Origin of the sequence: Bacillus sp. NTK074B (assembly GCF_017303375.1) — a bacterium.
Classification (GTDB): domain Bacteria; phylum Bacillota; class Bacilli; order Bacillales; family Bacillaceae_B; genus Rossellomorea.
The window spans coordinates 194025-219226 of the sequence record NZ_JAFKOH010000001.1 but is presented as its reverse complement, the minus strand read 5'-3'; the positions used below and the strand labels follow the sequence as shown (position 1 = coordinate 219226).

30 protein-coding genes are annotated in these 25202 nt (G+C 42.6%); 29 read left to right on the top strand and 1 reads right to left on the bottom strand.

The window, feature by feature from the left end:
* Nucleotides 1-104 precede the first annotated feature (104 nt).
* The 24 genes from JI667_RS01210 to JI667_RS01095 all read left to right on the top strand — a co-directional run bounded on the left by JI667_RS01210 (nucleotide 105) and on the right by JI667_RS01095 (nucleotide 20740).
* Complete coding sequence (locus JI667_RS01210) at nucleotides 105-377, top strand: HU family DNA-binding protein (protein WP_034758336.1); 273 nt, start codon at nucleotides 105-107, stop codon at nucleotides 375-377.
* A gap of 230 nt (nucleotides 378-607) precedes the next feature.
* A complete protein-coding gene (gene folE, locus JI667_RS01205; protein WP_206849306.1) occupies nucleotides 608-1174 on the top strand; it encodes a GTP cyclohydrolase I FolE in 567 nt (188 codons plus the stop codon).
* 12 nt (nucleotides 1175-1186) lie between these two features.
* Nucleotides 1187-1408 carry a trp RNA-binding attenuation protein MtrB gene (gene mtrB / locus JI667_RS01200; RefSeq protein ID WP_034758340.1) on the top strand — a complete coding sequence of 74 codons (222 nt, stop codon included), beginning with the start codon at nucleotides 1187-1189 and terminating at the stop codon, nucleotides 1406-1408.
* A gap of 196 nt (nucleotides 1409-1604) precedes the next feature.
* Nucleotides 1605-2438 carry a heptaprenyl diphosphate synthase component 1 gene (locus JI667_RS01195; protein WP_206849305.1) on the top strand — a complete coding sequence of 278 codons (834 nt, stop codon included), beginning with the start codon at nucleotides 1605-1607 and terminating at the stop codon, nucleotides 2436-2438.
* Nucleotides 2439-2444: 6 nt separating this feature from the next.
* On the top strand, nucleotides 2445-3140 hold the full coding sequence (locus JI667_RS01190) for a demethylmenaquinone methyltransferase (protein ID WP_206849295.1): 696 nt from the start codon (nucleotides 2445-2447) through the stop codon (nucleotides 3138-3140).
* A gap of 27 nt (nucleotides 3141-3167) precedes the next feature.
* Nucleotides 3168-4130 carry a heptaprenyl diphosphate synthase component II gene (gene hepT / locus JI667_RS01185; protein ID WP_206849293.1) on the top strand — a complete coding sequence of 321 codons (963 nt, stop codon included), beginning with the start codon at nucleotides 3168-3170 and terminating at the stop codon, nucleotides 4128-4130.
* A 102-nt stretch (nucleotides 4131-4232) separates the two neighbouring features.
* Nucleotides 4233-4679 carry a nucleoside-diphosphate kinase gene (gene ndk, locus JI667_RS01180; RefSeq protein ID WP_034758349.1) on the top strand — a complete coding sequence of 149 codons (447 nt, stop codon included), beginning with the start codon at nucleotides 4233-4235 and terminating at the stop codon, nucleotides 4677-4679.
* A gap of 149 nt (nucleotides 4680-4828) precedes the next feature.
* A complete protein-coding gene (locus JI667_RS01175) occupies nucleotides 4829-5602 on the top strand; it encodes a CheR family methyltransferase (protein ID WP_206849291.1) in 774 nt (257 codons plus the stop codon).
* Between the two features lie 434 nt (nucleotides 5603-6036).
* Nucleotides 6037-7209 (top strand): chorismate synthase, encoded by a 1173-nt coding sequence (aroC, locus tag JI667_RS01170; protein ID WP_206849289.1) that lies wholly within the window; start codon nucleotides 6037-6039, stop codon nucleotides 7207-7209.
* A gap of 4 nt (nucleotides 7210-7213) precedes the next feature.
* Complete coding sequence (gene aroB / locus JI667_RS01165; protein WP_206849278.1) at nucleotides 7214-8296, top strand: 3-dehydroquinate synthase; 1083 nt, start codon at nucleotides 7214-7216, stop codon at nucleotides 8294-8296.
* A 54-nt stretch (nucleotides 8297-8350) separates the two neighbouring features.
* Nucleotides 8351-8725 carry a chorismate mutase gene (gene aroH / locus JI667_RS01160; protein WP_206849276.1) on the top strand — a complete coding sequence of 125 codons (375 nt, stop codon included), beginning with the start codon at nucleotides 8351-8353 and terminating at the stop codon, nucleotides 8723-8725.
* Nucleotides 8726-8751: 26 nt separating this feature from the next.
* Nucleotides 8752-9852 (top strand): histidinol-phosphate transaminase, encoded by a 1101-nt coding sequence (gene hisC, locus JI667_RS01155; RefSeq protein WP_206849275.1) that lies wholly within the window; start codon nucleotides 8752-8754, stop codon nucleotides 9850-9852.
* A 63-nt stretch (nucleotides 9853-9915) separates the two neighbouring features.
* Nucleotides 9916-11019, top strand: coding sequence for a prephenate dehydrogenase (locus JI667_RS01150; RefSeq protein WP_206849272.1), 1104 nt, complete (start codon nucleotides 9916-9918; stop codon nucleotides 11017-11019).
* Between the two features lie 21 nt (nucleotides 11020-11040).
* Nucleotides 11041-12321, top strand: coding sequence for a 3-phosphoshikimate 1-carboxyvinyltransferase (gene aroA / locus JI667_RS01145; RefSeq protein WP_206850472.1), 1281 nt, complete (start codon nucleotides 11041-11043; stop codon nucleotides 12319-12321).
* 443 nt (nucleotides 12322-12764) lie between these two features.
* A complete protein-coding gene (locus tag JI667_RS01140) occupies nucleotides 12765-13664 on the top strand; it encodes a hypothetical protein (protein ID WP_206849270.1) in 900 nt (299 codons plus the stop codon).
* A 35-nt stretch (nucleotides 13665-13699) separates the two neighbouring features.
* Nucleotides 13700-14959, top strand: a complete 1260-nt coding sequence (locus tag JI667_RS01135) for a tetratricopeptide repeat protein (RefSeq protein WP_206849268.1) — start codon at nucleotides 13700-13702, stop codon at nucleotides 14957-14959.
* A gap of 123 nt (nucleotides 14960-15082) precedes the next feature.
* Complete coding sequence (locus tag JI667_RS01130; protein WP_206849266.1) at nucleotides 15083-15622, top strand: ReoY family proteolytic degradation factor; 540 nt, start codon at nucleotides 15083-15085, stop codon at nucleotides 15620-15622.
* Nucleotides 15623-15874: 252 nt separating this feature from the next.
* Nucleotides 15875-16339 (top strand): YpiF family protein, encoded by a 465-nt coding sequence (locus JI667_RS01125; RefSeq protein ID WP_206849264.1) that lies wholly within the window; start codon nucleotides 15875-15877, stop codon nucleotides 16337-16339.
* Between the two features lie 141 nt (nucleotides 16340-16480).
* Nucleotides 16481-16990: a ubiquinol-cytochrome c reductase iron-sulfur subunit gene (locus JI667_RS01120; RefSeq protein ID WP_206849256.1), complete on the top strand. Its 510-nt coding sequence runs from the start codon at nucleotides 16481-16483 to the stop codon at nucleotides 16988-16990.
* A gap of 13 nt (nucleotides 16991-17003) precedes the next feature.
* Nucleotides 17004-17678, top strand: a complete 675-nt coding sequence (gene qcrB / locus JI667_RS01115; protein ID WP_032087896.1) for a menaquinol-cytochrome c reductase cytochrome b subunit — start codon at nucleotides 17004-17006, stop codon at nucleotides 17676-17678.
* Nucleotides 17679-17713: 35 nt separating this feature from the next.
* Nucleotides 17714-18484, top strand: a complete 771-nt coding sequence (locus tag JI667_RS01110) for a menaquinol-cytochrome c reductase cytochrome b/c subunit (RefSeq protein ID WP_206849253.1) — start codon at nucleotides 17714-17716, stop codon at nucleotides 18482-18484.
* 60 nt (nucleotides 18485-18544) lie between these two features.
* A complete protein-coding gene (locus JI667_RS01105; protein WP_206849251.1) occupies nucleotides 18545-19144 on the top strand; it encodes a DUF1405 domain-containing protein in 600 nt (199 codons plus the stop codon).
* 63 nt (nucleotides 19145-19207) lie between these two features.
* Nucleotides 19208-19999 carry a sporulation protein YpjB gene (ypjB, locus tag JI667_RS01100; protein ID WP_206849249.1) on the top strand — a complete coding sequence of 264 codons (792 nt, stop codon included), beginning with the start codon at nucleotides 19208-19210 and terminating at the stop codon, nucleotides 19997-19999.
* Nucleotides 20000-20059: 60 nt separating this feature from the next.
* Nucleotides 20060-20740, top strand: a complete 681-nt coding sequence (locus JI667_RS01095; RefSeq protein ID WP_206849248.1) for a zinc metallopeptidase — start codon at nucleotides 20060-20062, stop codon at nucleotides 20738-20740.
* Between the two features lie 67 nt (nucleotides 20741-20807).
* Here the strand turns inward: JI667_RS01095 and JI667_RS01090 are convergent, their stop codons facing one another.
* Nucleotides 20808-21677 carry a YitT family protein gene (locus tag JI667_RS01090; protein WP_206849245.1) on the bottom strand — a complete coding sequence of 290 codons (870 nt, stop codon included), beginning with the start codon at nucleotides 21675-21677 and terminating at the stop codon, nucleotides 20808-20810.
* Nucleotides 21678-21837: 160 nt separating this feature from the next.
* Between JI667_RS01090 and JI667_RS01085 the strand changes: the two genes are divergently transcribed.
* The 5 genes from JI667_RS01085 to bshA are packed head-to-tail and all read left to right on the top strand — an operon-like array spanning nucleotide 21838 to nucleotide 25201.
* Nucleotides 21838-22191 carry a nucleotide pyrophosphohydrolase gene (locus JI667_RS01085; protein ID WP_206849243.1) on the top strand — a complete coding sequence of 118 codons (354 nt, stop codon included), beginning with the start codon at nucleotides 21838-21840 and terminating at the stop codon, nucleotides 22189-22191.
* Nucleotides 22178-22948: a 4-hydroxy-tetrahydrodipicolinate reductase gene (gene dapB / locus JI667_RS01080; RefSeq protein WP_206849241.1), complete on the top strand. Its 771-nt coding sequence runs from the start codon at nucleotides 22178-22180 to the stop codon at nucleotides 22946-22948. Before JI667_RS01085 ends, dapB begins: the two co-directional genes overlap by 14 nt.
* A gap of 13 nt (nucleotides 22949-22961) precedes the next feature.
* Nucleotides 22962-23369, top strand: coding sequence for a methylglyoxal synthase (mgsA, locus tag JI667_RS01075; RefSeq protein ID WP_206849239.1), 408 nt, complete (start codon nucleotides 22962-22964; stop codon nucleotides 23367-23369).
* Nucleotide 23370: 1 nt separating this feature from the next.
* The gene (bshB1, locus tag JI667_RS01070; RefSeq protein WP_206849237.1) at nucleotides 23371-24072 is read left to right on the top strand and encodes a bacillithiol biosynthesis deacetylase BshB1; all 702 of its coding nucleotides are present in this window, start codon (nucleotides 23371-23373) and stop codon (nucleotides 24070-24072) included.
* 4 nt (nucleotides 24073-24076) lie between these two features.
* Entirely contained in the window at nucleotides 24077-25201 is a 1125-nt protein-coding gene (gene bshA / locus JI667_RS01065) for an N-acetyl-alpha-D-glucosaminyl L-malate synthase BshA (protein WP_206849229.1), read from the top strand.
* The last annotated feature ends 1 nt before the right edge of the window (nucleotide 25202 follow it).

Here is a 25202-nt window from a genome sequence, read left to right as displayed (position 1 = left end):
ATTTTTTCTATACTTTATGTATAGAATTCGCTAAAGTTGTTTACTAATGATATTAAAGTAAATGAATCATGACTGAGACATTTCCTTGGGAGGAGGTGAATGGCATGAATAAGACAGAACTAATCAATGCTGTTGCAGAAGCTGCTGAGCTATCTAAGAAGGACGCTACTAAAGCGGTTGACGCTGTTTTCGATACAATTCAAAATTCACTTGCAAACGGTGATAAAGTACAATTAATCGGATTCGGTAACTTCGAAGTACGTGAGCGTGCAGCCCGTAAAGGTCGCAACCCACAAACAGGTGAAGAGATCGAAATCTCAGCTAGCAAAGTACCTGCTTTCAAACCAGGTAAAGCGCTTAAAGAAGCTGTAAAATAATTACATACTTTGAGCGTAACGAAAAGGTCGCATAATTATGCGGCCTTTTTTGTTTCTTCATTTATAGTATGAAATGTTCTTCTCAAAATTATGTATGAAGGTTTCTTCTTTTATCAATTGTTTTAAATGATTATAAAACTTCTAAAGCACTAGTCTTTGATGACATTATAGGCTTGTGCTAATATTAACAATGTTACTATTTCTTTAAGTTATTTTAGGAGGACAACGTTATGGCACAAGTCAATCACGGCCAAATAGAAGAAGCAGTTCGATTAATTTTAGAAGCTATTGGAGAGAATCCTAATAGAGAAGGTTTATTAGATACGCCTAAGCGCGTGGCGAAAATGTACGCAGAAGTTTTCTCTGGGCTCGATCATGATCCGAAAGAATACTTTGAAACCATATTCAGCGAAGAACATGAAGAGCTTGTGCTTGTGAAGGATATTCCATTTTACTCAATGTGTGAGCATCATCTGGTTCCTTTTTACGGGAAAGCACATGTGGCTTATATTCCAAGAGATGGCCGTGTGGCCGGATTAAGTAAACTTGCAAGAGCCGTTGAGTCTGTAGCTAAACGCCCTCAGCTTCAAGAAAGAATCACTTCCACGGTGGCGGATACCATCATGGAAACCCTCCTGCCTCACGGTGCCATGGTGGTCGTTGAAGCGGAACATATGTGTATGACAATGAGGGGTGTGAAGAAGCCGGGCTCAAGTACAGTGACGACAGCTGTAAGAGGGACGTTCAAAGAAGACTCTCAGGCACGCAGCGAAGTTCTTTCTTTTATAAAGAATTAGGAGTGACGACTGATGAATTCAAATGATTATATTGTCATTAAAGCCATTGAAGATGGTGTGAATGTGATCGGACTTACAAGGGGCACCGACACCCGATTCCATCATTCAGAGAAATTGGACAAAGGTGAAGTCATGATTGCCCAATTTACAGACCACACATCTGCAATCAAAGTAAGAGGGAAAGCAACCATCGTCACCAGTTACGGCGAAGTTGAAAGTGATAACAAGAAATAATCATCTATTCTGCTATTAGCTGATAGAGAAGAATGTTGGTGGGACGTACTAAGAAGTTTCGGCTTTGTAGTCGTCCCCTTTGTTATAATCAGCTTACCGGTGATACTCGAGCTCCCTATTGTTAAGGAATTTATGGTATAATATCTATTGCTGAAATTTTTAGACTGATACATAGTAGAAATGGGGATTAAAGGGTATGAAATTCATTGATTGTAACCATCAAGCGAATATCATTCATCAATACATAGAAGAGCAGTTGCATCACTCTTATCTGAAAGAATACATCGATCAACCGCATATTGACCGGGACAGGATTTATTTTCTGCTCATGCCTTTCGTTAACGAAGGACGCGCGATCAGTAAAGAAGTTGTACAGTGGATTTCGACTGCCATGTTATTGCAGATAGCCCTTGATACCCATGAGAAGGTTACAATATCTGAGCGTGACCCGTTGAAGGAAAGGCAGCTGACGGTACTTGCAGGTGTTTACTTTAGCAGTCTTTATTATAAGATCCTTGCCGAAACGGATGATGTAGAACTCATCTCGAATTTAGCGAAAGCGATTAAAGAAATAAATGAAAGTAAAATTTCCATATATAAGGATGAATTTAAGAACCTCGATGAACTTCTGAAGAAATTGAAGACAAGAGAATCGGCGATCATTTCTAACTTTTTTCGTTTCTTTGAAGATGATCAATGGATTGAGATCGTGGAAGAGGCACTTCTCTACAAAAAACTTGTACAGGAGAAAGTCAGTCTCAGACATTCGCAGAATACAAGCTTCATCAACGCATTTTCCGCGTTGTCGAATCACACAGACCAAAAGGAATCGTCCTTACATTTAACTAAGGATCAGACTGGACATTTGCTCACCCAAATTGATGAACTCATTGAACGGACGAAGAGAAGTGTCCAATCACAGATAGAGACCATCGAGCCTGTCACGCCCTATTTTAAAAAGCTTATTGTAGAGCTTTTACCTTATGTGGAACCTGAACCTATGACCAAACTATACGCGGAAGAAGGGTAAAACGACATGCAGCAGTCGAAAGAACAAAAAGTCCATGGAGTATTTGAAAAAATTTATTCCAACTATGATAAGATGAATTCGGTAATCAGTTTCCAACAGCATAAGAAGTGGAGAAAAGATGCCATGAAGCATATGAGTGTGAAGCCTGGTTCCAAAGCTCTTGACGTTTGCTGTGGGACCGCGGACTGGACATTGGCAATAGGTAAAGAAGTCGGTGATTCAGGCCAAGTGGTTGGCCTTGATTTCAGTCAAAATATGCTTTCAATCGGCCAAGAAAAGGTTAAACATACAAACAATATCGAACTGATTCATGGGAACGCAATGGAGCTTCCGTTCGACGATAACACGTTCGATTATGTAACTATAGGCTTCGGCTTACGAAATGTGCCTGACTATCTCCACGTACTGAAGGAAATGAACAGGGTCCTGAAGCCTGGTGGGATGGCGGTTTGTCTTGAAACTTCTCAACCGACCATGTTTGGATTCAAACAGATGTATTATGCATATTTCCGTTTCGTGATGCCCCTGTTCGGAAAGATCTTTGCCAAGAGCTTTAACGAATATTCTTGGCTGCAGGAATCTGCAAGGGACTTCCCGGGTATGAAGGAGCTTGCTGAAATGTTCAGAAAAGCTGGCTTTAAAGATATACATGTGAAGCCATATAGTGGCGGGGTTGCCGCTATGCATTCCGGCATAAAGTAAGAAATTCGTAAATTAGGTGGATTAACTATGAAGCTAAACAGGATGTATTCGTTTCTGAAAACGGATATAGATGAAATAGAAAAGGAACTGGAAGTGGCGATTGAGTCCGAGTCAGAGCTTCTCCAAGAGGCATCTCTGCACCTTCTTCAAGCAGGAGGGAAGAGGATTCGGCCGGTTTTTGTCTTGCTGTCTGCAAAATTTGGACAATACGACATTAATAGTGTGAAGAATGTGGCGGTAGCATTAGAGCTGATGCATATGGCTTCCCTCGTGCATGACGATGTCATCGATGATGCAGAACTGAGAAGGGGAAAACCTACTATTAAAGCCCAATGGGATAATCGTATTGCAATGTATACAGGCGATTATATCTTTGCCCGGGCCCTTGAATATATGACGCATATAAAAGTCCCTGAAGCACATCAGATTCTATCACACACACTGGTGGAATTATGTAAGGGAGAAATTGCACAAATTGAGGATAAATATCGTTTTGATCAAAATCTGCGGAATTACCTCCTGCGTATCAAAAGGAAGACTGCTTTGCTTATTGCTGTAAGTTGCCAGCTTGGTGCCATTTCGTCAGGTGCTCCCGAGGAAATCCACAGGCGTCTGTACCGCTTTGGTTATAATGTAGGAATGAGCTTTCAGATCACCGATGATATATTAGATCTTACTGCAAGTGAGGAAGAATTGGGAAAACCTGCTGGGAGTGACTTATGGCAGGGGAATATTACACTCCCTATCCTATACGCCATGGAAATCCCGGAATTGAAATCCAAGATTGAAAAAGTAACGGAATATACGACGGCAGAAGAAATGAAAGAGATCATTTCTTCCATCCTGGCTACTGATGCCATCGAACGATCCCATGACCTCAGCAGGATGTATCTGGATCGTGCATTGAAAGATCTGGATCATCTTCCCTATAACCGGGTAAAAAAGACGCTTAAAAATATCGCAAACTTTATAGGGAAGAGAAAATATTAAGAAAATTTAAAATGGAAACGTTGCCAAAACCCCCAATCAGTGTTACTATTTTCGTGGGATGCCCTTATGGATTCCATACATACATATTTAGGAGTGGGGAAGATGGAAAAGACATTTTTAATGGTAAAGCCGGACGGCGTACAAAGAGGGTTAATCGGTGATATCGTATCACGTTTTGAAAAAAAGGGCTTTCAATTAGTCGGTGCCAAGCTTATGAGCATTTCAAACGAGCTTGCTGAAGAGCATTACGGCGAACACAAAGAAAGACCGTTCTTTGGGGAATTGGTTGACTTCATTACTTCTGGACCCGTATTTGCGATGGTGTGGCAAGGGGAAAACGTCATCACGACAGCTCGTGGAATGATGGGGGCAACGAACCCAAAGGATGCTGCTCTTGGTACAATCCGCGGTGATTTCGGTTTGACGGTTGGTAAGAATATCATCCACGGATCCGACTCTGCTGAAAGCGCTGTAAGGGAAATCGGCTTGTTTTTCAAAGAAGAAGAGCTGGTTGAATATTCAAAGTTAATGAATGAGTGGGTATACTAATATCTTTACCCTTTCCATTTAGAGGCAAGCCGACTTGTATCGGCTTGCTTTTTTCTATGGACCTGGGTTTAACTTTTTAATAAAATGTTCGATATACATACTATAATAGCGTTAAACCCTTATACATAGCAGAGAGAGTGTGGATCCTTATGGCAAATGACTATAGTGAGTTTATTCAAGGAATCAAACGAAAGACGGGAATCGATCTGTCCCTTTACAAAGAAGCTCAAATGAAGAGAAGGTTAACCGCCCTTTTTGAAAAAAAGGGATACGGCAGTTTTCAGGAATTCTTCAGTGCCTTGAACAGGGATAGCGAACAAATGGAAGAATTTTTGGATCGGATGACCATTAATGTTTCAGAATTTTATCGCAACTATAAGCGTTGGGAAGTATTGGAGAATAAAATTCTGCCGAGGCTTTTAAAAGGGAATGCATCATTTAAAGTGTGGAGCGCTGCGTGTTCCACAGGTGAAGAACCCTACACACTTTCCATGATGCTGTCAAAGTTTATCCCGCTTTCAAACGGATCAATCACGGCGACAGACATAGACAAAAATGCCCTTCAACGGGCCAGGATTGGGGTCTACCCGGAAAGGTCGCTAACTGAAATTCCGGTAGAAATGAAAAAAATTTTTTTCACCCAAGAAGGACCGCTGTTTAAACTGAAGGATGAGGTGAAACGAACCGTAACCTTTAAGCAGCAAAACCTTCTCTCTGATCCATTTGAAGGTAAATACGACTTGATCGTATGCAGAAATGTGCTGATTTATTTTACAGAAGATGCGAAAAACCTCCTCTATAAAAAGTTCAATGCCGCACTGAAGCCTGGTGGCGTCCTCTTTGTAGGTAGTACTGAGCAAATCTTCAACCCCTCACAATACGGCTTCGAAACAGAAGATACATTTTTCTACAAAAAAATATAAGCAATGACGATGTCAATCTGCAAATCTTGAATAACTTCTTCACTCTTGACGACTCAAAGAAGAGAATTCAATTACATTGCAGAATTTGCATCGTTTTTTATTCTAAAAGGAATAAAGTTGATGCTGATAAAATGTAATGAACCACAGTCGATTTTCGCTACAGGTGTTGGACTCCTGCAGGAATAGCTGGACAGGACCTCAAGTGGTAGCCGCGCAGCTGGATATTGAGACAAAGGTGGCTCATCGGCTGTCCCCCACAAAAAGGCGAGTACCTGGAGCGGAAATCAACCACGCTCGCTTGTATGAGATAGAGAAGAGTTTCGTTTAGGAAAATAGAATATTAGAACATTTTTTAAACATAAGGACTAGGAATGAATATAAAATCTATGTTATATTGGTACATAATTCTTTAGCGAGTTGAAGGGGGAAAGTAAATGAGGTACTTAACATCCGGAGAATCACATGGACCACAGTTAACAACGATCATTGAAGGGCTTCCAGCTGGGATGCCACTGGAGGCAGAAGATATAAATGAAAACCTGGCCAGGAGACAAAAAGGGTATGGCCGTGGACGAAGAATGCAGATTGAAAAGGATCAAGCATCCATTGTTGGCGGAGTGAGACACGGGTCTACGCTTGGATCGCCTTTAGGCCTGGTTGTAGAAAATAAAGACTGGACTCATTGGACGAAGGTAATGGGGATCGAGCCTCTTGATGAGGGTGGAGAAGAAGAGGTGAAAAGAAAGATCTCAAGACCAAGACCGGGACACGCGGATCTCGTGGGAGGAATGAAATACGGACATAGAGATCTGAGAAATGTTCTTGAACGCTCTTCGGCAAGGGAGACGACAGTAAGAGTGGCGGCAGGGGCTGTTGCCAAGAAATTATTGAGACTATTGGATATTGAAGTTGTCGGTCATGTTCTTGAAATCGGGGGCATCAAAGCTGAGAAGCTTCATTATGATTCAGTCAATGAATTGAGGAAAATCACTGAAGAATCGCCTGTCCGCTGCCTGGATGAAGAAGCGGCAAAGAAAATGATGAATCTGATCGATGAAGCGAAGCAAAATGGTGATTCCATTGGGGGAGTTGTCGAAGTAATCGTAGAAGGGATGCCGGCTGGAGTAGGCAGCTATGTTCACTACGATCGAAAACTAGATGCGAAAATCGCCATGGCTGTCATGAGCATCAATGCCTTCAAAGGTGTCGAATTCGGTTTAGGCTTTGAAATGGCCAGAAAACCCGGGAGTGAAGTCCATGATGAAATAGCTTGGAGTGAGGAAAATGGGTACTTCCGGAAAACGAATCGTTTAGGCGGATTTGAAGGCGGAATGACAACGGGGATGCCGATCTCTGTCAAAGGAGTCATGAAGCCGATCCCTACATTGTACAAGCCGTTGCAAAGCGTGGATATTGAAACGAAAGAACCATTCAAGGCAAGCATTGAGAGATCGGACAGCTGTGCCGTACCGGCTGCAAGCGTAGTAGCGGAAGCTGTTGTCGCTTGGGAACTCGCTTCTGCCATTGTGGATCAATTCAACAGTGATCAGTTTGAGAGACTTCGCCAAGATATTGCCAGACAACGCCAAGACTCAAAGGAGTACTAAAGATATGAAACAGGTAACCATTCAAACTGCTTCTAAAACATATGAAGTGAAGATTGGGGTGGGGATGACGGATGAAATTGTTTCATTTATTAAGGAGTCTTTTCCAGATGTATCGAAAGTATGGATCATCGCCGATGAAGCAGTATACAAGCTTCACGGAAGTTCCTTCACAGAGGTGCTGGATCAGTCCTTTGACGTAACCACTTACCTAGCACCTAAAGGGGAAAGAGCAAAAAGCTTTCCTACATATGATGAGGCGGTCACACATGGTCTACGACATCACGTGGACCGTAAGTCTCTCCTTGTCGCCTTCGGTGGTGGTGCTATCGGGGACCTTGCAGGATTTGTAGCATCTTCTTATATGAGGGGGATCCCATTTATCGGTGTACCGACAACAATTCTCGCCCATGACAGTGCGGTAGGGGGGAAAGTGGCAATCAACCATCCCCTTGGGAAGAATATGGTGGGGCATTTTTATCAGCCGGAAGGTGTATTTTTTGATTTGCATTACTTTTCCAGTTTGCCGAAAACGGAAGTTCTGTCCGGGTTTGCTGAAGTCATCAAGCATGCCTTTTTATCAGATTATGAGTTCTTAAACGAAATCATGCAATCCTTCAAATCGCCAGAGGTTCTGGATAAAGAATTTTTGACTGAATGTCTTGTGAAGGGAATAGAAGTTAAGGGGGAGATTGTATCAAAGGATGAGAGGGAGTCAAATATCCGTGCTTTCCTGAATTTCGGTCATACGTATGGCCATGCAGTTGAAAGTGCAAGCGGATATGGAAATCGGACCCATGGTGAATCGGTCATGATTGGGATGATTTTCGCCTTATTCCTTAGTGAACGGCATGCCGGACTAGTGTTTGATTTGAACTCTTTCATCCAGTCGGTCAAGTCACTTGGTTACAACTTAACGGTTCCGACAAGCATCTCTTTTGATATGTTATACGAAGGGATGAAACGTGATAAAAAGTCCCTTAACGGCAAGCCGGTTTTCGTGTTATTGAAGGGTATTGGAGAGCCTTTGATGGCAGAAGTCGCAGAAAAGGATTTAAGACGGGCGGATGATTTCATGCGACAGCTGTAAACCCACCTGAAGGGGATCATCACAAAATTTCATGAGAAAAGGGAGAGTGGCAGTATGATCAGGGGAATTCGAGGTGCAACGACAGCAGATCAGGATAGTGAAAAGGAAATTCTCCTTTCAACCGAAAGTCTCTTAAAAGAAATGATAGTACATAATGACATAACGGCAGATCATGTTGCGTCTGTTTTTATCTCTGCAACAGATGACATTACAAGCGCATTTCCGGCCAAAGCATTAAGAGGGTTTGAAGAGTGGAAATATGTCCCTGTCATGTGCATGCAAGAGTTGGAGGTGCCACATGGACTTCCTCTATGCATTAGGGTAATGATTCATTATAATACCCAGAAACCTCAATGTGACGTCCAACATATTTATATGAAAAATGCAGTCAGCCTCCGTCCTGACTTGAAAAAGGATTCGCCGTCATAATGAAAACGACTGAAAGGAAGTTAAACATGAAGTGGAAATCCCAGATTCAAAACTTAAAAGCCTACCAACCAGGAAAAACGATGGATGATGTAAAAGAGTTATTCAACCTTGAGAAAGTCGTGAAGCTTGCTTCGAATGAAAATCCATTCGGTTGCTCAATGAATGTGGAAACGTTCCTTAAAACGAATGCACTTTCTCATGCAATCTATCCTGACGGTTATGCAAAGGAACTGCGTCTTAAAGTAGCAGCACACTTATCTGTGGAGCCTGGACAGTTATTGTTCGGGAACGGATCGGATGAAGTCATAGAAATCATTTCCAGGGCATTATTGGGCGAAGGGAAGAACACTGTGATGGCAACCCCTACGTTCCCTCAATATAAGCACAATGCCATTGTAGAAGGAGCAGAAATCCGTGAGGTTCCACTGGATCCTTCGGGCAGGCATCAATTAGTCAAGATGCTTGAAGAGATTGATGACACCACTGCTGTGGTCTGGTTATGTTCACCAAATAATCCAACAGGGGAATATATTCGAAACGGGGAACTCATTTCGTTTTTGAATGCTGTCCCTCCGCATGTCCTTGTTGTTCTCGATGAGGCCTATTATGAGTATGTAGTGGCGGATGATTATTATGATTCATTGGAATTATTGAAATCCTATCCTCAATTATTGATCACACGTACGTTTTCGAAAGCATACGGATTAGCCGGATTCAGGGTGGGATTCGGGATTGGGAGCGAAGAAGTAATCGGGAAGCTGGAGCCGATCCGAGAACCTTTCAATAATAATACACTGGCTCAAGGAGCCGCTTCAGCTGCCATTGAAGATCAGGCATTCATTGAGGAGTGCAGAATCCATAACCGGAAAGGACTGGAGCAGTACTACCGATTCTGTGAGGAAGAGGGACTCGATTATGTACCTTCCCAGGCGAACTTCGTATTGATCGACTTCGGAGTGAGTGGAGATGAAGTATTTCAATACTTAATGAGCAAGGGATATATCGTGAGGTCGGGAGAAGCCTTAGGTTTCCCTCATTCTGTAAGGGTGACGGTTGGATCACATGAACAAAATGAAGAAGTCATCGATAAAATGAAGGAGTTTCTTACCCTTCAAAAGCGCGTATGATAAAAGGTCGGGTGGGGTTAGCCCATTCCGGCTTTTTTTAAATAGGATATTGGAGGGACAACGATGAATGGAACAGTGCTGATCATAGGCATGGGGTTGATTGGGGGATCTCTTGCCCTTTGTATAAAAAAAGAACATCCAAATGCCAAGATCATTGGCCATGATGTAAATCATAAAGAACTAAGATTGGGTAGATCTTTAGGGTTCATTGATGAAATGTCTCAATCTCTACAACATGCTGCCGAGCAAGCGGATCTCATTATTCTCTCTACCCCTGTATTTCAGACAGAAAAAATCATTGAGCAATTTGAGGCGTTTTCATTGAAAGAAGACGTATTGATTACAGATACAGGCAGTACCAAAGAACCGATCATGAAAAAATCGGAATTGCTGACCAGAAAAGGAATTCAATTTATCGGAGGGCACCCTATGGCTGGTTCCCATAAGAGTGGGGTGGCAGCTGCGAAAGAGATCTTATTTGAAAACGCCTTTTATATGCTCACTCCCGGTTCAGGTACAGCTGGGGAAAATGTGAGGGAGCTTCAAGAGTGGCTAAAAGGAACGCATGCTAAATTTTTGATTGTGGAACCAGGTGAACATGATGAACTGACGGGCATTATCAGCCACTTTCCACATATCATTGCGGCTTCCCTCGTTCATCGGGCAAAGGTTTCTTCCGCTTCACATCCTTATTTAAGGAGGCTCGCAGCTGGAGGCTTTCGTGATATTACGCGTATTGCATCATCGAACCCGACAATGTGGAAAGATATCACCATTCAAAACAGAGGAGTCTTACTTTCCCTCCTTGAAGAGTGGAAGCTTGAAATGGAGGAAGTAGCGTCTTTAGTGGAAATGAATGACGAACAAAGAATTTACGACTACTTTAATGATGCAAAGAACTTCCGTGATGACCTCCCCATTTTGGAAAAAGGAGCCATACCGTCGTTCTACGATCTATTTGTGGATGTCCCTGATTATCCGGGGGTTATTTCAGAAGTGACTGGCTACCTGGCGCAGAAAAAAATAAGCTTAACGAATATCAGAATCATGGAAACGCGGGAAGATATATACGGAGTATTGGTGATCAGCTTTCAAACATCGGAAGATAGGGAGAGGGCTTTACATTGTTTGAAAGAGAAGACAAACTATGAATTATTCCTAGGATAGAGGGTGACAAGGATGGAAACGATGAAAAAATTGTCCAATCCAAACTGTGGGCTAAAAGGTGAGATTCAAGTACCGGGAGATAAATCGATTTCCCACCGATCCATCATGTTTGGATCAGTGGCAGAAGGCAAAACGGTCATACATAACTTTCTGATGGGAGAGGATTGTTTAAGTACCATTTCATGCTTTCGAAAATTAGGAGTGGAGGTTGAGATCACAGAGGAAGCGGTAATCGTCCATGGTAAGGGCTGGGACCACCTGGAAGAGCCTGTGGATATTCTGGATGCGGGTAATTCGGGAACGACCACCCGTCTCATAATGGGGATTCTTGCGGGAAGGCCATTTCACACAGTCCTGATAGGTGATTCCTCTATTGCCAAACGGCCAATGAGTAGGGTGACAGAACCATTGAAGCTATTCGGAACACACATAGACGGCCGTTCTGATGCCAATTTCACTCCGCTATCCATAAGGGGCGGGAATTTAAGAGGAATTCATTACAGATTGCCTGTTGCCAGTGCCCAGGTTAAGTCAGCTCTTATACTTGCCGGCTTGCAGGCTGAAGGCACGACAGAAATAGTCGAGCCCGAGCAGACACGTAACCATACTGAAAAGATGATTATTGAATTTGGCGGGAAGATTGAGAAGTACGGAAATACGATCAAAGTTGAGGGAGGGCAAGTGTTGAAGGGGGCAAAGATCAATGTTCCCGGTGATATTTCCTCTGCAGCTTTTTTTATGGTGGCGGCTGCCATTGTCCCTGAAAGCAGGGTATTATTAAAGAATGTCGGTCTTAACGAAACGCGCATCGGGATTGTGGAAGTCATGAAAAAAATGGGGGCATCCATTGAGGTCGAGGAGCACTCACGGGAAGGGGAGCCGGTCGGGGATATTCTTGTTCAACATTCGGCTCTTTCAGGAATTGAGATTGGAGGGGACCTGATCCCGACATTGATCGATGAAATTCCTATTATCGCCCTATTGGCCACTCAAGCTAGCGGAAAGACCATCATAAAGGACGCAGAGGAATTAAAAGTGAAGGAAACCAACCGAATTGATGCTGTTGTGAAAGAACTAGGAAAGCTTGGAGCAAGTATACAAGGAACGCACGATGGGATGATCATTGCTGGGAAAACCCCATTGCATGGAGGGAAGGTTCATTCATGGGGAGACCACCGTATTGGTATGACTCTGGCCGTCGCCTCTCTCATCACTGATTCAGACGTATTGCTCGAAGACGCGGAGGCAGTAAAAATTTCCTATCCGAACTTTTTTGAACATATCAAACAACTGTTGAAGTAATGATACTACCGGTCATTTGAGAGGTGGATGGACATTATACAGTCCAACCATCTCTTTCTTGTGGGCTGGTTTCGTATCCATTGTTGCTGTTGGATGTATCGAGTGGCGGTTGATTTCCGTTACAGATGCTCGCTTTCCCCTGTGCTGGTGGTGAGCTTCCTCGGCTGCGCTTGCGCCTGCGGGGTCTCAACGGACGTATATGCAAAGCGGGCGTGCCGAGTACCCGGAAGCGGTTTTTGCTGAGGAGGCTCGGCCGTACGTCCGTAGAAAGCGAAGCAATTTTCTTCACCCACCTGCGCCACACACTACATGACAGAGCATTCGCACATTGTGGTCTGTAAATAATAGCAACTACCTTTGCTAAAACAGTCTTCTTTTTAGTCAGACCCGCATGAAATCATCCAACTCATCATAGCTTGTCTATATGGGAGGGTGATGACGGAATGAGCACATATATCATCGAAAATGCGAATTGCCTTAAGGATACAAAACTTACTAGGACCTCTTTCTTGGTTGAAGATGGAAGGGTTTCATCCATCAGGGACAGTTTCCGTTATTATCGGTATATGAAAATGGATATTGCACCATTCCTGATGACACCAGGGCACGTTATGTGTGATTTAGATGTACCTGAAGGAAGCGGAAATTTTACCACGATCAAGAACTATTATCTGAACGAATTGATTAATAAAGGATGTACAACGGTTTTAACGGCTTTCTCGATAAAGTATGAGTATGAATTCTTAACAGAATTAAAGATTAGAAAAGCCTCAATGATAAACAGCCCCCTTGATTACACGATCGGCTTAAGAATATCCGCTAACCTGATTACCCCGAATATTATACGGTCCTGCAAACGCCAAAGAGTTCCAGTCATCTGGATCGAAATGGATGAAGCAGGGAAGTTTAAAGACATTCCCTGGGGATGGATCAAAGGCTTACTGTATGATTACCCTATTACTTTTGTCCCTTTTTTTACGACAAACATAGACATGAAAACCAAAATGAAGCATCTTAAAATATGGCAGCAATCGATGGGAAATGAGGGTATTCCCCATATTCCCCATGAAATCCCATCTAAAGTCCCGCTGGAATTAAGCATATTGAAGAAAATTGGAATATATCCTCTTAGAGGAAGTTTTTTGGTGGGTGGAGAAATAAGTTATAACCTCTATATGATGCCAAGTGATACAGATACTGAGCCATTATCATTTCATTATGATGAGCTTGTGCTAAAATGTACTATGAATAAGGGGAAATATCATTACGTAAATAGCAGGGGTCATTTTTATCCTGGCGCGGGTGGAGAATTAATCATTCAAACACCAGGATATTTTACTTAAATGATCTCAAGTTTTTCTATAGAAAGGGATTGACCATGTCATACGCTGAACAAATGTTATCTTCTTTGGAAGAAGGGAATTTAGAAGAAGCAAAGAAGCAATATAGTCAGGTGCTGAAATTCGGGAGCCATGAAGAGAAATTCAGCCTTGCCGAAGAATTGCATCATTTGGGATTTTTGGAAGAAGCGAAAGAGCTTTACGAGAATCTGCTTCAATATTATCCGGGGGAAGGAGAGCTTCTCGTTGAACTGGCGGAAGTAATGGTGGAAATGGATAATGAAGAAGTAGCCATCGAGACGCTCGCAGAATTGGAAGAAGCAGATCCCGTCTATCCAAGGGCACTGCTTCTGTTGGCGGATTTATACCAAATGCAGGGCTTGTTTGAAGTAAGTGAACAAAAACTGCTCCAAGCCAAGAAGCGATTACCTGAGGAGCCTGTCATCGATTTCGGTTTGGGTGAATTATATTCTGAAACAGGGAGGTTCCTCGAAGCGATCAGACATTATCAGTCCCTCATCCAGAAGGGGACGACCGAGCTTGGTGGGACGAACATTCATCAAAGATTGGCTGAAGCATATAGTGTGGGCGGAGCATTTGAGGAAGCTTTAACGCATTATGAAAAAGCACTCGATGACCATCTTGAAATTAATACCCTGTTCGGTTATGCCTTCACAGCTTATCAGGCAGGATATTACGAGAAGGCAATTGAAAAATTTGTTTCCGTTAAGGAGCTGGATCCTGAATACCATTCAGTGTATCTGTTATTAGCGAAATCATATGAACGTGAAGAGATGCTGCAAGAGAGCCTGGAAATCGTAAAAGAGGGTGTGAAGCAGGATGAGTTCAACAAAGAGCTGAACCTATTCGGTGGAAGGATTTCCCTGAAGCTTGGATTTGAAAAAGAAGCGGAAGCGTTCCTCCGTGAAGCTTTGGCCCTGGATCCCGGTTATGTTGAAGCAGCTCTTCTCATTAATAAATTATTTTTTACACAGGACCGGTTTGAAGATGTCCTGGAAATAGCCCAGATGTTAAAGGTCGAAGGGGAAGAAGAACCTCAGATCTACTGGGATCTTGCAAAGGCATATGAAGGGCTTGAACAATATAAACATGCATTAAAACAATACCGTACTGCATATACTTATTTTAAGAATCATCAAGAGTTTTTACTAGAGTTCGGACAATTTCTAGTAGAAGAAGGACTCAGGGGTGAAGCAGTAGAAGTATATAAACACCTGATCGAAATGGATCCTTCAAATGACGAATGGCAGGACCTTATAGAAAGATTACAAGACTGATCGACGGCTGTGGGCTTACGGGAGTGAGTGGAGAATATGAATATGAGGAAGACCGGTGAACGTGACTGGTTATTAAAAAGAAAAACGGACCTTTAAAAAGGATTCTGCAGAGGAGGGAAAACCATGACCACCCCTGTTTCTGTCAACGAGAAGAAAGAATTTATCCGCTGGTTTTTAAACCGTTATCAATTGAAACGAAGAGAATGTGTGTGGATTTTAAATTATCTGATGAGTCATGACCAGTTGATGAAGAAAGTGCATTTTGTCGAAGAATCTCAGTACTGTCCACGAGGACTGGTAATGTCCACCCACTGTGTAGAAGATGTTCCATTCCGCTTCTACAAAGAAAACATCATGACAACGGATGCAGAGAAGTCGTTCCATGATATCCGTTTGAATAAAGATGAAGATATTTACATCCAGTTGAACTTCAGTAAGGCAAATTCAAGTTACCAATTTGCAGCCGTACTGGAAGATAACCCGTTTATGCCGAAATACCTGTTGATCAATGAAAAAGACAGAATGGTAGCGGAACAGTTCCTGAAGGACAGCTTGCAGACATTCAGGAAAGATCGATTATTGAAAGCAATCGATCAGGCGCTGGACAGTGGGGACAAAAACGCCTTCAAGAAGTTGACCAGAGAATTGAATAGCCTTACATGAATAGTCGAATGAAGGGAAATGTATCTCTTCATTCGACTTTTTTATGTTCTTTTATATAGGAAGGTTGACAATGGAGCATACTAGTATAGAGGCTCTTTACGTACACTTATCTGAGTGCTATTTCCGCCGGTCAGAAATTGAATGTAGGAAGTATAGTGATTCATGAGAATAAAAGAAAAGTGAAATCGCTTTAAAAGCAGCGATCTAAAATGATATGATGGGGAGTGAAAATGAAAAAAGTGAGGGTTATTCATGAATTGGAACGTAAAAGATATTGAAGTGTTTGAGCTTGAAAAGGCATACATAGATACGGCCGTCATCCCGGTGGTTCCCGTTGATTTCGGAAAGGATATAAGGGTCTCAGCAGCGCAATCGGAATTTATCAATCTACTCACCCTGCACCTTGAAAGGCAGTTTAAGGGTAGAATGATGATGACACCGTCATTTACTTACAGAATGTCCTCTTTAACGGATAGCGAAATATCAAGGTTATCCCAATGGTCAGAGGATTTAGGCAACAGTGGAGTGAAGCATATCTTCTTTCTGACCTCTGACAGCGGATGGAAAAAAGTCGAAGATCAACTCGGTGACCGATTGATATGGGTGCCATCCATCCCACTTGAGAATCTGGATGAACAGTACAAACATTCCATCATGGAAGATCAGGTAAAACAATTGTTGAATATCATTGTACAAAAATGGCAAAAAAATTCATAAAAACTTCACATTGTTTCCATCTTTTAGATTAGAGAGTTATTGACCTTGTATAGAGTTTAATATATCATAGTTATGTCCTAGTTTTATATTTGTGCGAAATAATGTCCGACGGACTTACCTTACGATAGAGGGGGGAAAAGGATGAGCAAACATCGTGTATCTAGACGTCAATTCCTTAACTATACACTTACGGGTGTAGGCGGTTTCATGGCGGCGGGAATGTTAATGCCGATGGTTCGCTTTGCAGTGGATCCTGTTTTGAAAACGGAAGCTGCGGGAGATTTTAGAGCGACTAAGCAAAAGGTTTCAGAATTAACGAATGAACCAGTACGTGTCGATTTCTCTTACGAGCAAAAAGATGCGTGGTACACATCAGAAGTAACACAGACCGCTTGGGTTTATAAAAACAAAGAAGGCAAAATCATTGCTCTTTCACCGGTTTGTAAACACCTCGGTTGTACAGTAAACTGGAATGGGAATCCGGATCATGAAGAAATGTTCTATTGCCCATGTCATGGTGGGATGTACCACAAAAATGGTAAGAATGTACCTGGAACACCACCGACAGCACCGTTGGATTCCTATCCAACAAAAGAAAAAGACGGGATTTTATATCTTGGACAACCAGAACCAAATAAATTTGTTAAGTAAGGGGGCGTAATCTGTGCTGAACAAGATCTATGATTGGGTTGACGAGCGTTTAGACATTACGCCTTTGTGGCGCGATATTGCGGATCACGAAGTACCCGAACATGTAAACCCTGCGCATCATTTTTCCGCGTTTGTTTACTGCTTCGGAGGGTTGACTTTCTTTGTAACCGTAATCCAAATTCTATCAGGAATGTTCTTAACGATGTACTATGTTCCTGATATTAAAAACGCTTGGGAATCTGTGTATTATCTGCAAAATGAAGTGGCATTCGGACAAATTGTCCGTGGAATGCATCACTGGGGAGCTAGTTTGGTTATCGTAATGATGTTTTTACATACACTACGCGTTTTCTTCCAAGGTGCATACAAAAAACCTCGTGAATTGAACTGGGTTGTTGGGGTTCTTATTTTCTTCGTTATGTTGGGGCTTGGCTTCACTGGCTATTTACTGCCATGGGATATGAAAGCGCTATTCGCGACGAAAGTAGGTCTTGAAATTGCAGGAGCGACTCCGTTTATCGGAGATCAAGTGAAAATGTTATTAGCGGGTGATGCTCATATCGTTGGGGCACAGACTCTGACTCGATTCTTCGCTATTCACGTCTTCTTCTTGCCTGCCGCTTTACTTGGATTGATGGGGGCTCACTTCCTGATGATCCGTAAACAAGGTATTTCTGGACCACTATAAGTTTTTTATTAACCTAATAAAAGGAGGGGGACACTATGCATCGAGGAAAAGGGATGAAGTTTGTAGGGGACTCCCGGGTTCCTGCAAGCAGAAAGCCGAATATACCGAAAGACTATTCGGAGTTCCCTGGTAAAACAGAAGCTTTCTGGCCAAACTTCTTATTAAAAGAGTGGCTGGTAGGTGCTGTTTTCCTTATCGGTTACCTATGTTTAACGGTTGCTCATCCATCGCCGTTAGAGCGTATTGCCGATCCGACGGATACTGGATATATTCCGTTACCTGACTGGTATTTCTTATTCTTATACCAATTACTTAAGTACACATATGCATCTGGACCTTATAATGTTATCGGAGCGTTCGTCATTCCTGGGATTGCGTTTGGAGCACTTTTACTTGCTCCATTCATCGACAAAGGCCCTGAACGTCGTCCAACAAAACGTCCACTTGCCGTAGGATTCATGTTATTGGCACTTGCAGCTACGTACTTCCTGACTTGGGAATCCGTTGCGACTCATGACTGGGAAGCAGCTAAGGAACAAGGGAAGATCCGTGCGGAAGTGGATATCGATAAAGAATCTGAAGGATACAAAATCTTCTCTGACCAGAAAAATGGTTGTATCAACTGTCATGGTGAAAATCTGCAAGGGGGAGCAGGTCCTTCCTTAATCGGAACAGGTCTTGCACCTGAAGAGATTGCGAAAATCGCTAAAAACGGTAAACCGCCTGGAATGCCAGCTGGTCTATTTAAAGGGACAGACGAAGAGTTAAAGAAACTTTCTGAGTTTATCTCTGGTTTAGAAGAATAATTGTTGAAAGGGCCGGCTTATGTTGGCCCTTTTTTTTAACTTGAAAGTGGGGTGTCATTCATGCTCTGGATCATGACGATTTTAAGGAATAGGTTGTTTTTATGGCTGCTGCTCATTGTGAATGTTCTCGGCACCATTTATGGATACATATGGTATATTCCTCAATTACGCAATACGCCTCCCCAATTTTTACTATTTGTACCTGACAGTCCAACAGCCAGTTTGTTTTTTTGCTTTGTCTTGATCGCATTTTTAATGAATCGAAATTGGCCGATTTTCGAAGTTCTAGCGATTATCACACTATTCAAATATGGAGTTTGGGCAGTAGTGATGAATTTGTTGACACTTTGGGTTTCGGGGGACTTGCCATGGCAGGGATATATGCTCATGGCATCACATGGCGCTATGGCCATCCAAGGTATTCTGTATTCTTCCTTTTACAGAGTGAAACTATGGCATATTGTCTTCGGTACCGTATGGACCATACATAATGATATCATCGACTACGTATACATGCAGTTTCCGGTATATTCGAAATTGTATATGTATATTCAGAATATTGGATACTTTACATTTTGGTTGAGTATCATGTCTGTTGCAATCGCATATTATTTCACTCAAAAAACGAATCGATTACATATCCACTATAAGTTGTCTTGATTTAGTGGTCTACTCTTGTCCTCCCTTTCATAAACTTTATTAGTAGTTTTAGGGGGGACAAGTATGAAATTCATTCGATTTTTTATCACAGCTTTTTTATTTCTCATTTTAGTGCCTCAACCATTCATTGCGTTAGAGTCAACGTCTCCGATGAACGAGCTTGATGATATTTCAGATCAGGCCTTACAGATGACAAAGGCCGGCCGATATGAAGAAGCCAAACATCTATTGGTATATTTCTCGGATGAATTTGCATCTATGAGTGCCGAGCGGTCCTTTTCGATGGATGAGCTTAGAATTCTCACCATCTCACATAATCTCGCGTTGGAAAGTATCAATCAAACGTCACTTGATCAGGAACAAAAAGTGAACGCCGTTACAAAGTTTCGACTGGTGATGGATGCTTTAAACAGTCAGCATCAGCCGTTATGGGTTGAAATGGAAGACCCGATCATGGAAGCTTTCAACGGGGTGAAGATTGCTGCCGAAAAGGGAAACGCCGAGGACTACCAGATGACATTGAATGTATTTTTATCAAAATATAATATCATTCAGCCAAGTATCAAATTAGACATCCCAGTTGAGCGGGCTCAAATTTTGGATACAAGAATTTCTTACCTGGACCACTATCGTCAGGATGTGATGGAAGGTGAGGAGTCAATGAGTGAATTAACAGCTTTGGAAACCGATCTTCATAAGCTCTTTGAGAATATGACAGAGGATGAAGCGGATCCTTCCATATGGTGGGTCATCATCTCTACGGGAAGTATCATTGTTTCTACATTATCTTATGTAGGTTGGAGAAAATATAAGGGGCAGGGTGAAGTGAAAAAGTCAGAACGGCAAAAAAATTGACAGCTTGCTTATGTCGCTATAAAATTTAGGTAATCTATACATCTGGAGGTTAATGCGATAATGGCAGGATTTTTGATTTACTTTTTACTGATTGCTCTTATTCCGATTGGGGCTCAGATGCGTGTAAAGAGTACGTTTAAGAAATATTCTAAAGTAGCTACCACTTCCGGTATGACAGGAAGGGAAATGGCGAGGAGAATTCTCGATGAAAACGGATTGCACAATGTGAAAGTAGTGGAAGGCAGAGGTTTTTTGAGTGATCACTACAATCCGATGACCAAAACGGTTGCGTTATCACCTGATAACTACCACGGACATTCTGTAGCGGGAGCCGCCGTTGCAGCCCATGAAGTGGGTCACGCGATTCAGGATGCCGAGAGCTATGCGTTCCTTCGCTTCCGTCATGCTCTCGTACCGGTTGCAAATATTGGGTCCAATATGTCCTGGATCTTCTTGATGATTGGAATATTTACTCAATTATCCGGGATGTTCCTTCTCGGTATCATTTTGATGGCTGCAGGGGTTGTGTTTCAGTTGATTACTCTCCCGGTAGAGTTTAATGCCTCTTCCCGGGCAATGAATCAAATCGTTTCACTTGGATTGATCCGTAACGAAGAGGAGCGCCATGCCAGAAAAGTATTAAATGCAGCAGCCATGACGTATGTAGCTGCGGCAGCGGTGGCTATTATTGAACTATTAAGACTTGTATTAATCTTCACAGGAATGAATGGTGACGATTAAGATAAGATAATCAAGCAGCCGGACTCTTTCTGAGTCCGGCTGCTTTTTTAAAACGGAAGATCGCTGTCTAGTCAAGGATGGGGTTCTTGTCGGCGTCAAGGGTGAACCCTTCCCCAAGGACGTCATGTACAACGGTGACGGATACGAAAGCGTGAGGATCGACGCTTGTGATGATATTCTTAAGCCTAACAATTTCATTTTTTCCAACGACGCAGTAAAGAACTTCACGGTCCTGTTTCGTGAAAGATCCATGTCCGCGTAAAACAGTTACTCCGCGATCCATTTTCTCATTTATGACACTGGCGATTTCTTCGTGGCTTTCGGAGATAATCATAGCACCCCTGGCTGCATATGCCCCCTCCTGCATGAAGTCTATGACCCTTGCCGCAACGAAAACAGCAACGAGTGTATACATCGCTTCCCTGTATTCCAAATACGTAATAAGAGAGACGCCGATGACGACGGCATCAAACATGAACATTGTTTTCCCCATGCTCCATCCTATGTATTTATGTGCGAGTCTCGCGATAATATCGACCCCGCCTGTCGTGCCTCCGTATCTGAATATGATACCAAGGCCAATTCCAATGAATACACCTGCAAACAAGGCAGCAAGAAACAGATCGCCTTCCAGGTCGATGGTCATTTGATATCTCTGGAAAATCCATAGGAACACTGACAGTGCTACCGTTCCAATTACTGTGTAATAGAAGGCTTTCTTTCCGAGCAGCTTCCATCCCAGGAAGAATAGGGGTATATTTAAGGCAAGGTTGGAGTACGACGGATCAATATCGAATAAGAAATAAAAAATAAGCGTTATTCCCGTAAACCCACCTTCTGCAAGCTTATTTTGAATGTTAAAGTGTACAAGACCAAAAGCAAATATAGCGGAACCCAATAAGATGAACAGAATATTTTTTACACGCAGTCCCAACATCCGTGATTCCCTCCTTTTATTAGTATTATCTCGTTGACAGAGACATTATATAAGAAGAAAAACAAACTGGCAACGAAGACTTTTAATTCAAACGTAATATTTGTCAAAAGGGAAGGATTTAGCTAACATGATAGGAGATAATGAAGGAGTGAGGCTTCTAATGGATAAAGATAAAACGATGAATCAATTACAAATAGAAGTAGATCAATACATAAGTCAATTTAAAGAAGGGTATTTTAGTCCATTGGCCATGGTGGCGCGCCTCTCTGAGGAACTTGGTGAGTTAGCGAGGGAAGTGAACCATTACCATGGAGAAAAACCTAAAAAAAGCACGGAAGAAGAAAACACAATAGAAGAAGAGCTGGGGGATCTTTTGTTTGTGGTCATCTGCTTGGCCAATTCATTGGATATCAGCCTTGAAGATGCGCACAACCGAGTGATGCACAAGTTTAATACAAGAGATAAAGATCGCTGGACAAGGATCGAAGGTGGGGGCGAAGATGGAGAAAATTAATGTCACGATTGCAGGACCAAGAGGGAGAATGGGGAAGGAAGCTGTGGAACTGGTGAAGGACACTGAACATTTTTCACTCATCAGTGTGATTGATCACAAGTTGGAAGTGGATCTGGATGTACCGGTGTTTGCAGATATTGAAACATGTTTTGGAGATCAAGTTCCCCATGTATTAATCGACTTAACGACACCGGAAGTAGGATATCATCATACAAAAACCGCATTGGAATATGGTGTGAGACCCGTTGTGGGCACAACAGGTTTTTCTGCAGGGGAATTGGAAGAACTGAAAGAGCTGTCAGAATCAAAATCCCTGGGATGTATCATTGCCCCAAACTTTGCCATTGGTGCCGTGCTCATGATGAAGTTCTCCCAGATGGCAGCAAAATACTTCAATGATGTAGAAATTATTGAACTGCATCATGATCAGAAGCTTGATGCACCATCGGGTACGGCTTTGAAAACCGCTGAGATGATCAAAGAAGTGAGGGAAACCAAGAATCAGGGGCATCCTGATGAGAAGGAGACGCATCCCGGTGCAAGGGGGGCGGAGATAGATGGCATGCATATCCACAGTATTCGGCTTCCAGGACTCATAGCCCATCAGCAGGTGATGTTAGGCGCAGAGGGACAGACATTGACGATCCGTCATGATTCCTTCAACCGTAGTAGTTTTATGTCGGGTGTGAAGGTGTCTGTAGAGACGGTCATGAAACTGGATACACTGGTGTATGGCCTTGAAAATATTTTAGACTAAAGGGTGAGAGTTAATGAATATTGCGCTAATTGCTCATGATAAGAAAAAAGATGATCTCATTCGATTTGTACTGGCATACAAGTCGATCATAGAAAAACATTCCCTTTTTGCTACGGGTACGACTGGAAAAAGGATCGGGGAAGAAACAGGATTATCCATTCATCGGTTTCGTTCGGGTCCGCTTGGTGGAGATCAGGAAATAGGCTCTTATATCGCCAACAATAAAATGGATTTAATCCTTTTCTTCAGAGACCCCCTGACAGCCCAGCCCCATGAACCGGATGTGTCGGCATTGATCAGGTTGTGCGATGTATATGCCGTTCCTCTAGCCACCAACATGGGTACGGCTGAAGTGCTGGTCAGAGGTCTCGAAAATGGAGACATAGAGTGGCGGAGTATCGTGAGGGATAAGGAGGTATAATGTGAGTGAACAAATAGATATCCTGGCATTCGGGGCCCATGCCGATGATGTGGAAATCGGCATGGGGGGGACACTTGCGAAATATGCAGCTGAAGGAAAAAAAGTTGTCATTTGCGATCTGACAAAAGCAGAGCTATCCTCGAATGGTTCGGTATCCTTGAGGAAAGGCGAGGCTTTGAAAGCAGCTGACATCCTGGGTGTATGTGAAAGAGTGACACTGGATATACCTGACAGGGGAATATACATAACCGAAGAAAACATAGGAAAAGTTGTTGACGTAATCAGAGCGTATCAACCGAAAGCGATCTTTGCTCCATATAATCAAGACCGCCATCCGGACCACGGAAATGCTTCCCGACTGGTTAAAGAGGCATTTTTCTCTGCGGGAATACGGAAGTTCCAGCCTGGCCCTCCCGCTCACAAGGCCGGACACTTGTATTTTTATATGATCAACGGGTTCCATAAACCTCAATTTGTGATCAATATCGAACCATATATGCAAACAAAGATAAACAGTCTACAAGCATATAGGAGCCAATTTACTCAAGGGACCGACGGAGTATCCACTCCTTTGACAGATGGATACATCGAAGCGGTGGAAGCAAGGGAGAGAATGATGGGAAAAGAAGCGGGTATTCGCTATGCTGAAGGATTCTTTTCTTATCATACGCTCATCCTGCATCACGATTTGTTAGGAGATTAATTGTATGAAGAAGTTGAAAATAGGAATAACCTGCTATCCTACTGTGGGTGGTTCCGGTGTCGTCGCAACGGAACTCGGCAAATTACTGGCTGAGAAGGGCCATGAAATCCATTTTATCACCTCGAGTATTCCATTCAGATTGAACAAGATGTATCACAACATCTATTTTCATCAAGTGGAAGTAAGTCAGTATTCAGTCTTTCAATATCCCCCATATGATTTAGCACTGGCGAATAAAATGGCTGAAATAACGGAGCGTGAAAACCTGGACATTCTGCATGTGCATTATGCCATCCCCCATGCGGTCTGTGCTATATTAGGGAAACAAATGTCAGGGAAGGATGTGAAAATCGTCACCACTCTGCATGGTACCGATATTACTGTGCTTGGGTATGATCCATCTTTGACCGGTGCCATTCGTTTTGGCATTGAGAAGTCGGATATCGTGACGGCGGTTTCTTCAGCCCTGGTGAAACAAACCAACGATTTGATCCAACCGGATAAAGAAATACAGACGGTTTATAATTTTATAGATGAGAGAGTTTACAAAAAAGTAGATTCACGTCATCTTAGAAGCGAATATGGAATCAGGGATCATGAAAAAGTCATCATCCATGTCTCGAACTTCCGCGGTGTAAAAAGGGTGACCGATGTGGTCGCCTCTTTCCACATGATCCAAGAGGAGATCCCTGCCAAGCTCCTTCTTGTAGGGGACGGACCTGAAATGACAATCATATGTAAACAAGTAAGAGAACTTGGACTAGAAGATCGGGTCCTGTTCCTTGGAAAACAAGATAACCTGGAAGAACTCTACTCAATCAGTGATATCAAGCTTTTACTGTCAGAAAAAGAGAGCTTTGGCCTAGTTGCTCTCGAGGCAATGGCTTGCGGTGTTCCGAGTATTGGAACAAATGTAGGTGGAATTCCTGAAGTTATCGAGGATGGGTACAACGGATTTATTTGTGAAATCGGAAACGTCAAACAGGTAGCAGCGAGAGCACTGCAATTGTTGAAAGATGATCAACTCCATAAAACATTATCAATGAATGCCCTTCATACGGCCAGGACCAAATTCCACTCCAGCAAAATTGTCGAGCAATATGAAAGAATATATAAACAGCTTTTATAAA

Bases quoted from the DNA above. Each gene is read 5' to 3' on its own strand.
- JI667_RS01210 (WP_034758336.1), top strand. From the start codon at position 105: ATGAATAAGACAGAACTAATCAATGCTGTTGCAGAAGCTGCTGAGCTA.
- folE (WP_206849306.1), top strand. From the start codon at position 608: ATGGCACAAGTCAATCACGGCCAAATAGAAGAAGCAGTTCGATTAATT.
- mtrB (WP_034758340.1), top strand. From the start codon at position 1,187: ATGAATTCAAATGATTATATTGTCATTAAAGCCATTGAAGATGGTGTG.
- JI667_RS01195 (WP_206849305.1), top strand. From the start codon at position 1,605: ATGAAATTCATTGATTGTAACCATCAAGCGAATATCATTCATCAATAC.
- JI667_RS01190 (WP_206849295.1), top strand. From the start codon at position 2,445: ATGCAGCAGTCGAAAGAACAAAAAGTCCATGGAGTATTTGAAAAAATT.
- hepT (WP_206849293.1), top strand. From the start codon at position 3,168: ATGAAGCTAAACAGGATGTATTCGTTTCTGAAAACGGATATAGATGAA.
- ndk (WP_034758349.1), top strand. From the start codon at position 4,233: ATGGAAAAGACATTTTTAATGGTAAAGCCGGACGGCGTACAAAGAGGG.
- JI667_RS01175 (WP_206849291.1), top strand. From the start codon at position 4,829: ATGGCAAATGACTATAGTGAGTTTATTCAAGGAATCAAACGAAAGACG.
- aroC (WP_206849289.1), top strand. From the start codon at position 6,037: ATGAGGTACTTAACATCCGGAGAATCACATGGACCACAGTTAACAACG.
- aroB (WP_206849278.1), top strand. From the start codon at position 7,214: ATGAAACAGGTAACCATTCAAACTGCTTCTAAAACATATGAAGTGAAG.
- aroH (WP_206849276.1), top strand. From the start codon at position 8,351: ATGATCAGGGGAATTCGAGGTGCAACGACAGCAGATCAGGATAGTGAA.
- hisC (WP_206849275.1), top strand. From the start codon at position 8,752: ATGAAGTGGAAATCCCAGATTCAAAACTTAAAAGCCTACCAACCAGGA.
- JI667_RS01150 (WP_206849272.1), top strand. From the start codon at position 9,916: ATGAATGGAACAGTGCTGATCATAGGCATGGGGTTGATTGGGGGATCT.
- aroA (WP_206850472.1), top strand. From the start codon at position 11,041: ATGAAAAAATTGTCCAATCCAAACTGTGGGCTAAAAGGTGAGATTCAA.
- JI667_RS01140 (WP_206849270.1), top strand. From the start codon at position 12,765: ATGAGCACATATATCATCGAAAATGCGAATTGCCTTAAGGATACAAAA.
- JI667_RS01135 (WP_206849268.1), top strand. From the start codon at position 13,700: ATGTCATACGCTGAACAAATGTTATCTTCTTTGGAAGAAGGGAATTTA.
- JI667_RS01130 (WP_206849266.1), top strand. From the start codon at position 15,083: ATGACCACCCCTGTTTCTGTCAACGAGAAGAAAGAATTTATCCGCTGG.
- JI667_RS01125 (WP_206849264.1), top strand. From the start codon at position 15,875: ATGAATTGGAACGTAAAAGATATTGAAGTGTTTGAGCTTGAAAAGGCA.
- JI667_RS01120 (WP_206849256.1), top strand. From the start codon at position 16,481: ATGAGCAAACATCGTGTATCTAGACGTCAATTCCTTAACTATACACTT.
- JI667_RS01110 (WP_206849253.1), top strand. From the start codon at position 17,714: ATGCATCGAGGAAAAGGGATGAAGTTTGTAGGGGACTCCCGGGTTCCT.
- JI667_RS01105 (WP_206849251.1), top strand. From the start codon at position 18,545: ATGCTCTGGATCATGACGATTTTAAGGAATAGGTTGTTTTTATGGCTG.
- ypjB (WP_206849249.1), top strand. From the start codon at position 19,208: ATGAAATTCATTCGATTTTTTATCACAGCTTTTTTATTTCTCATTTTA.
- JI667_RS01095 (WP_206849248.1), top strand. From the start codon at position 20,060: ATGGCAGGATTTTTGATTTACTTTTTACTGATTGCTCTTATTCCGATT.
- JI667_RS01090 (WP_206849245.1), bottom strand. From the start codon at position 21,677: ATGTTGGGACTGCGTGTAAAAAATATTCTGTTCATCTTATTGGGTTCC.
- JI667_RS01085 (WP_206849243.1), top strand. From the start codon at position 21,838: ATGGATAAAGATAAAACGATGAATCAATTACAAATAGAAGTAGATCAA.
- dapB (WP_206849241.1), top strand. From the start codon at position 22,178: ATGGAGAAAATTAATGTCACGATTGCAGGACCAAGAGGGAGAATGGGG.
- mgsA (WP_206849239.1), top strand. From the start codon at position 22,962: ATGAATATTGCGCTAATTGCTCATGATAAGAAAAAAGATGATCTCATT.
- bshA (WP_206849229.1), top strand. From the start codon at position 24,077: ATGAAGAAGTTGAAAATAGGAATAACCTGCTATCCTACTGTGGGTGGT.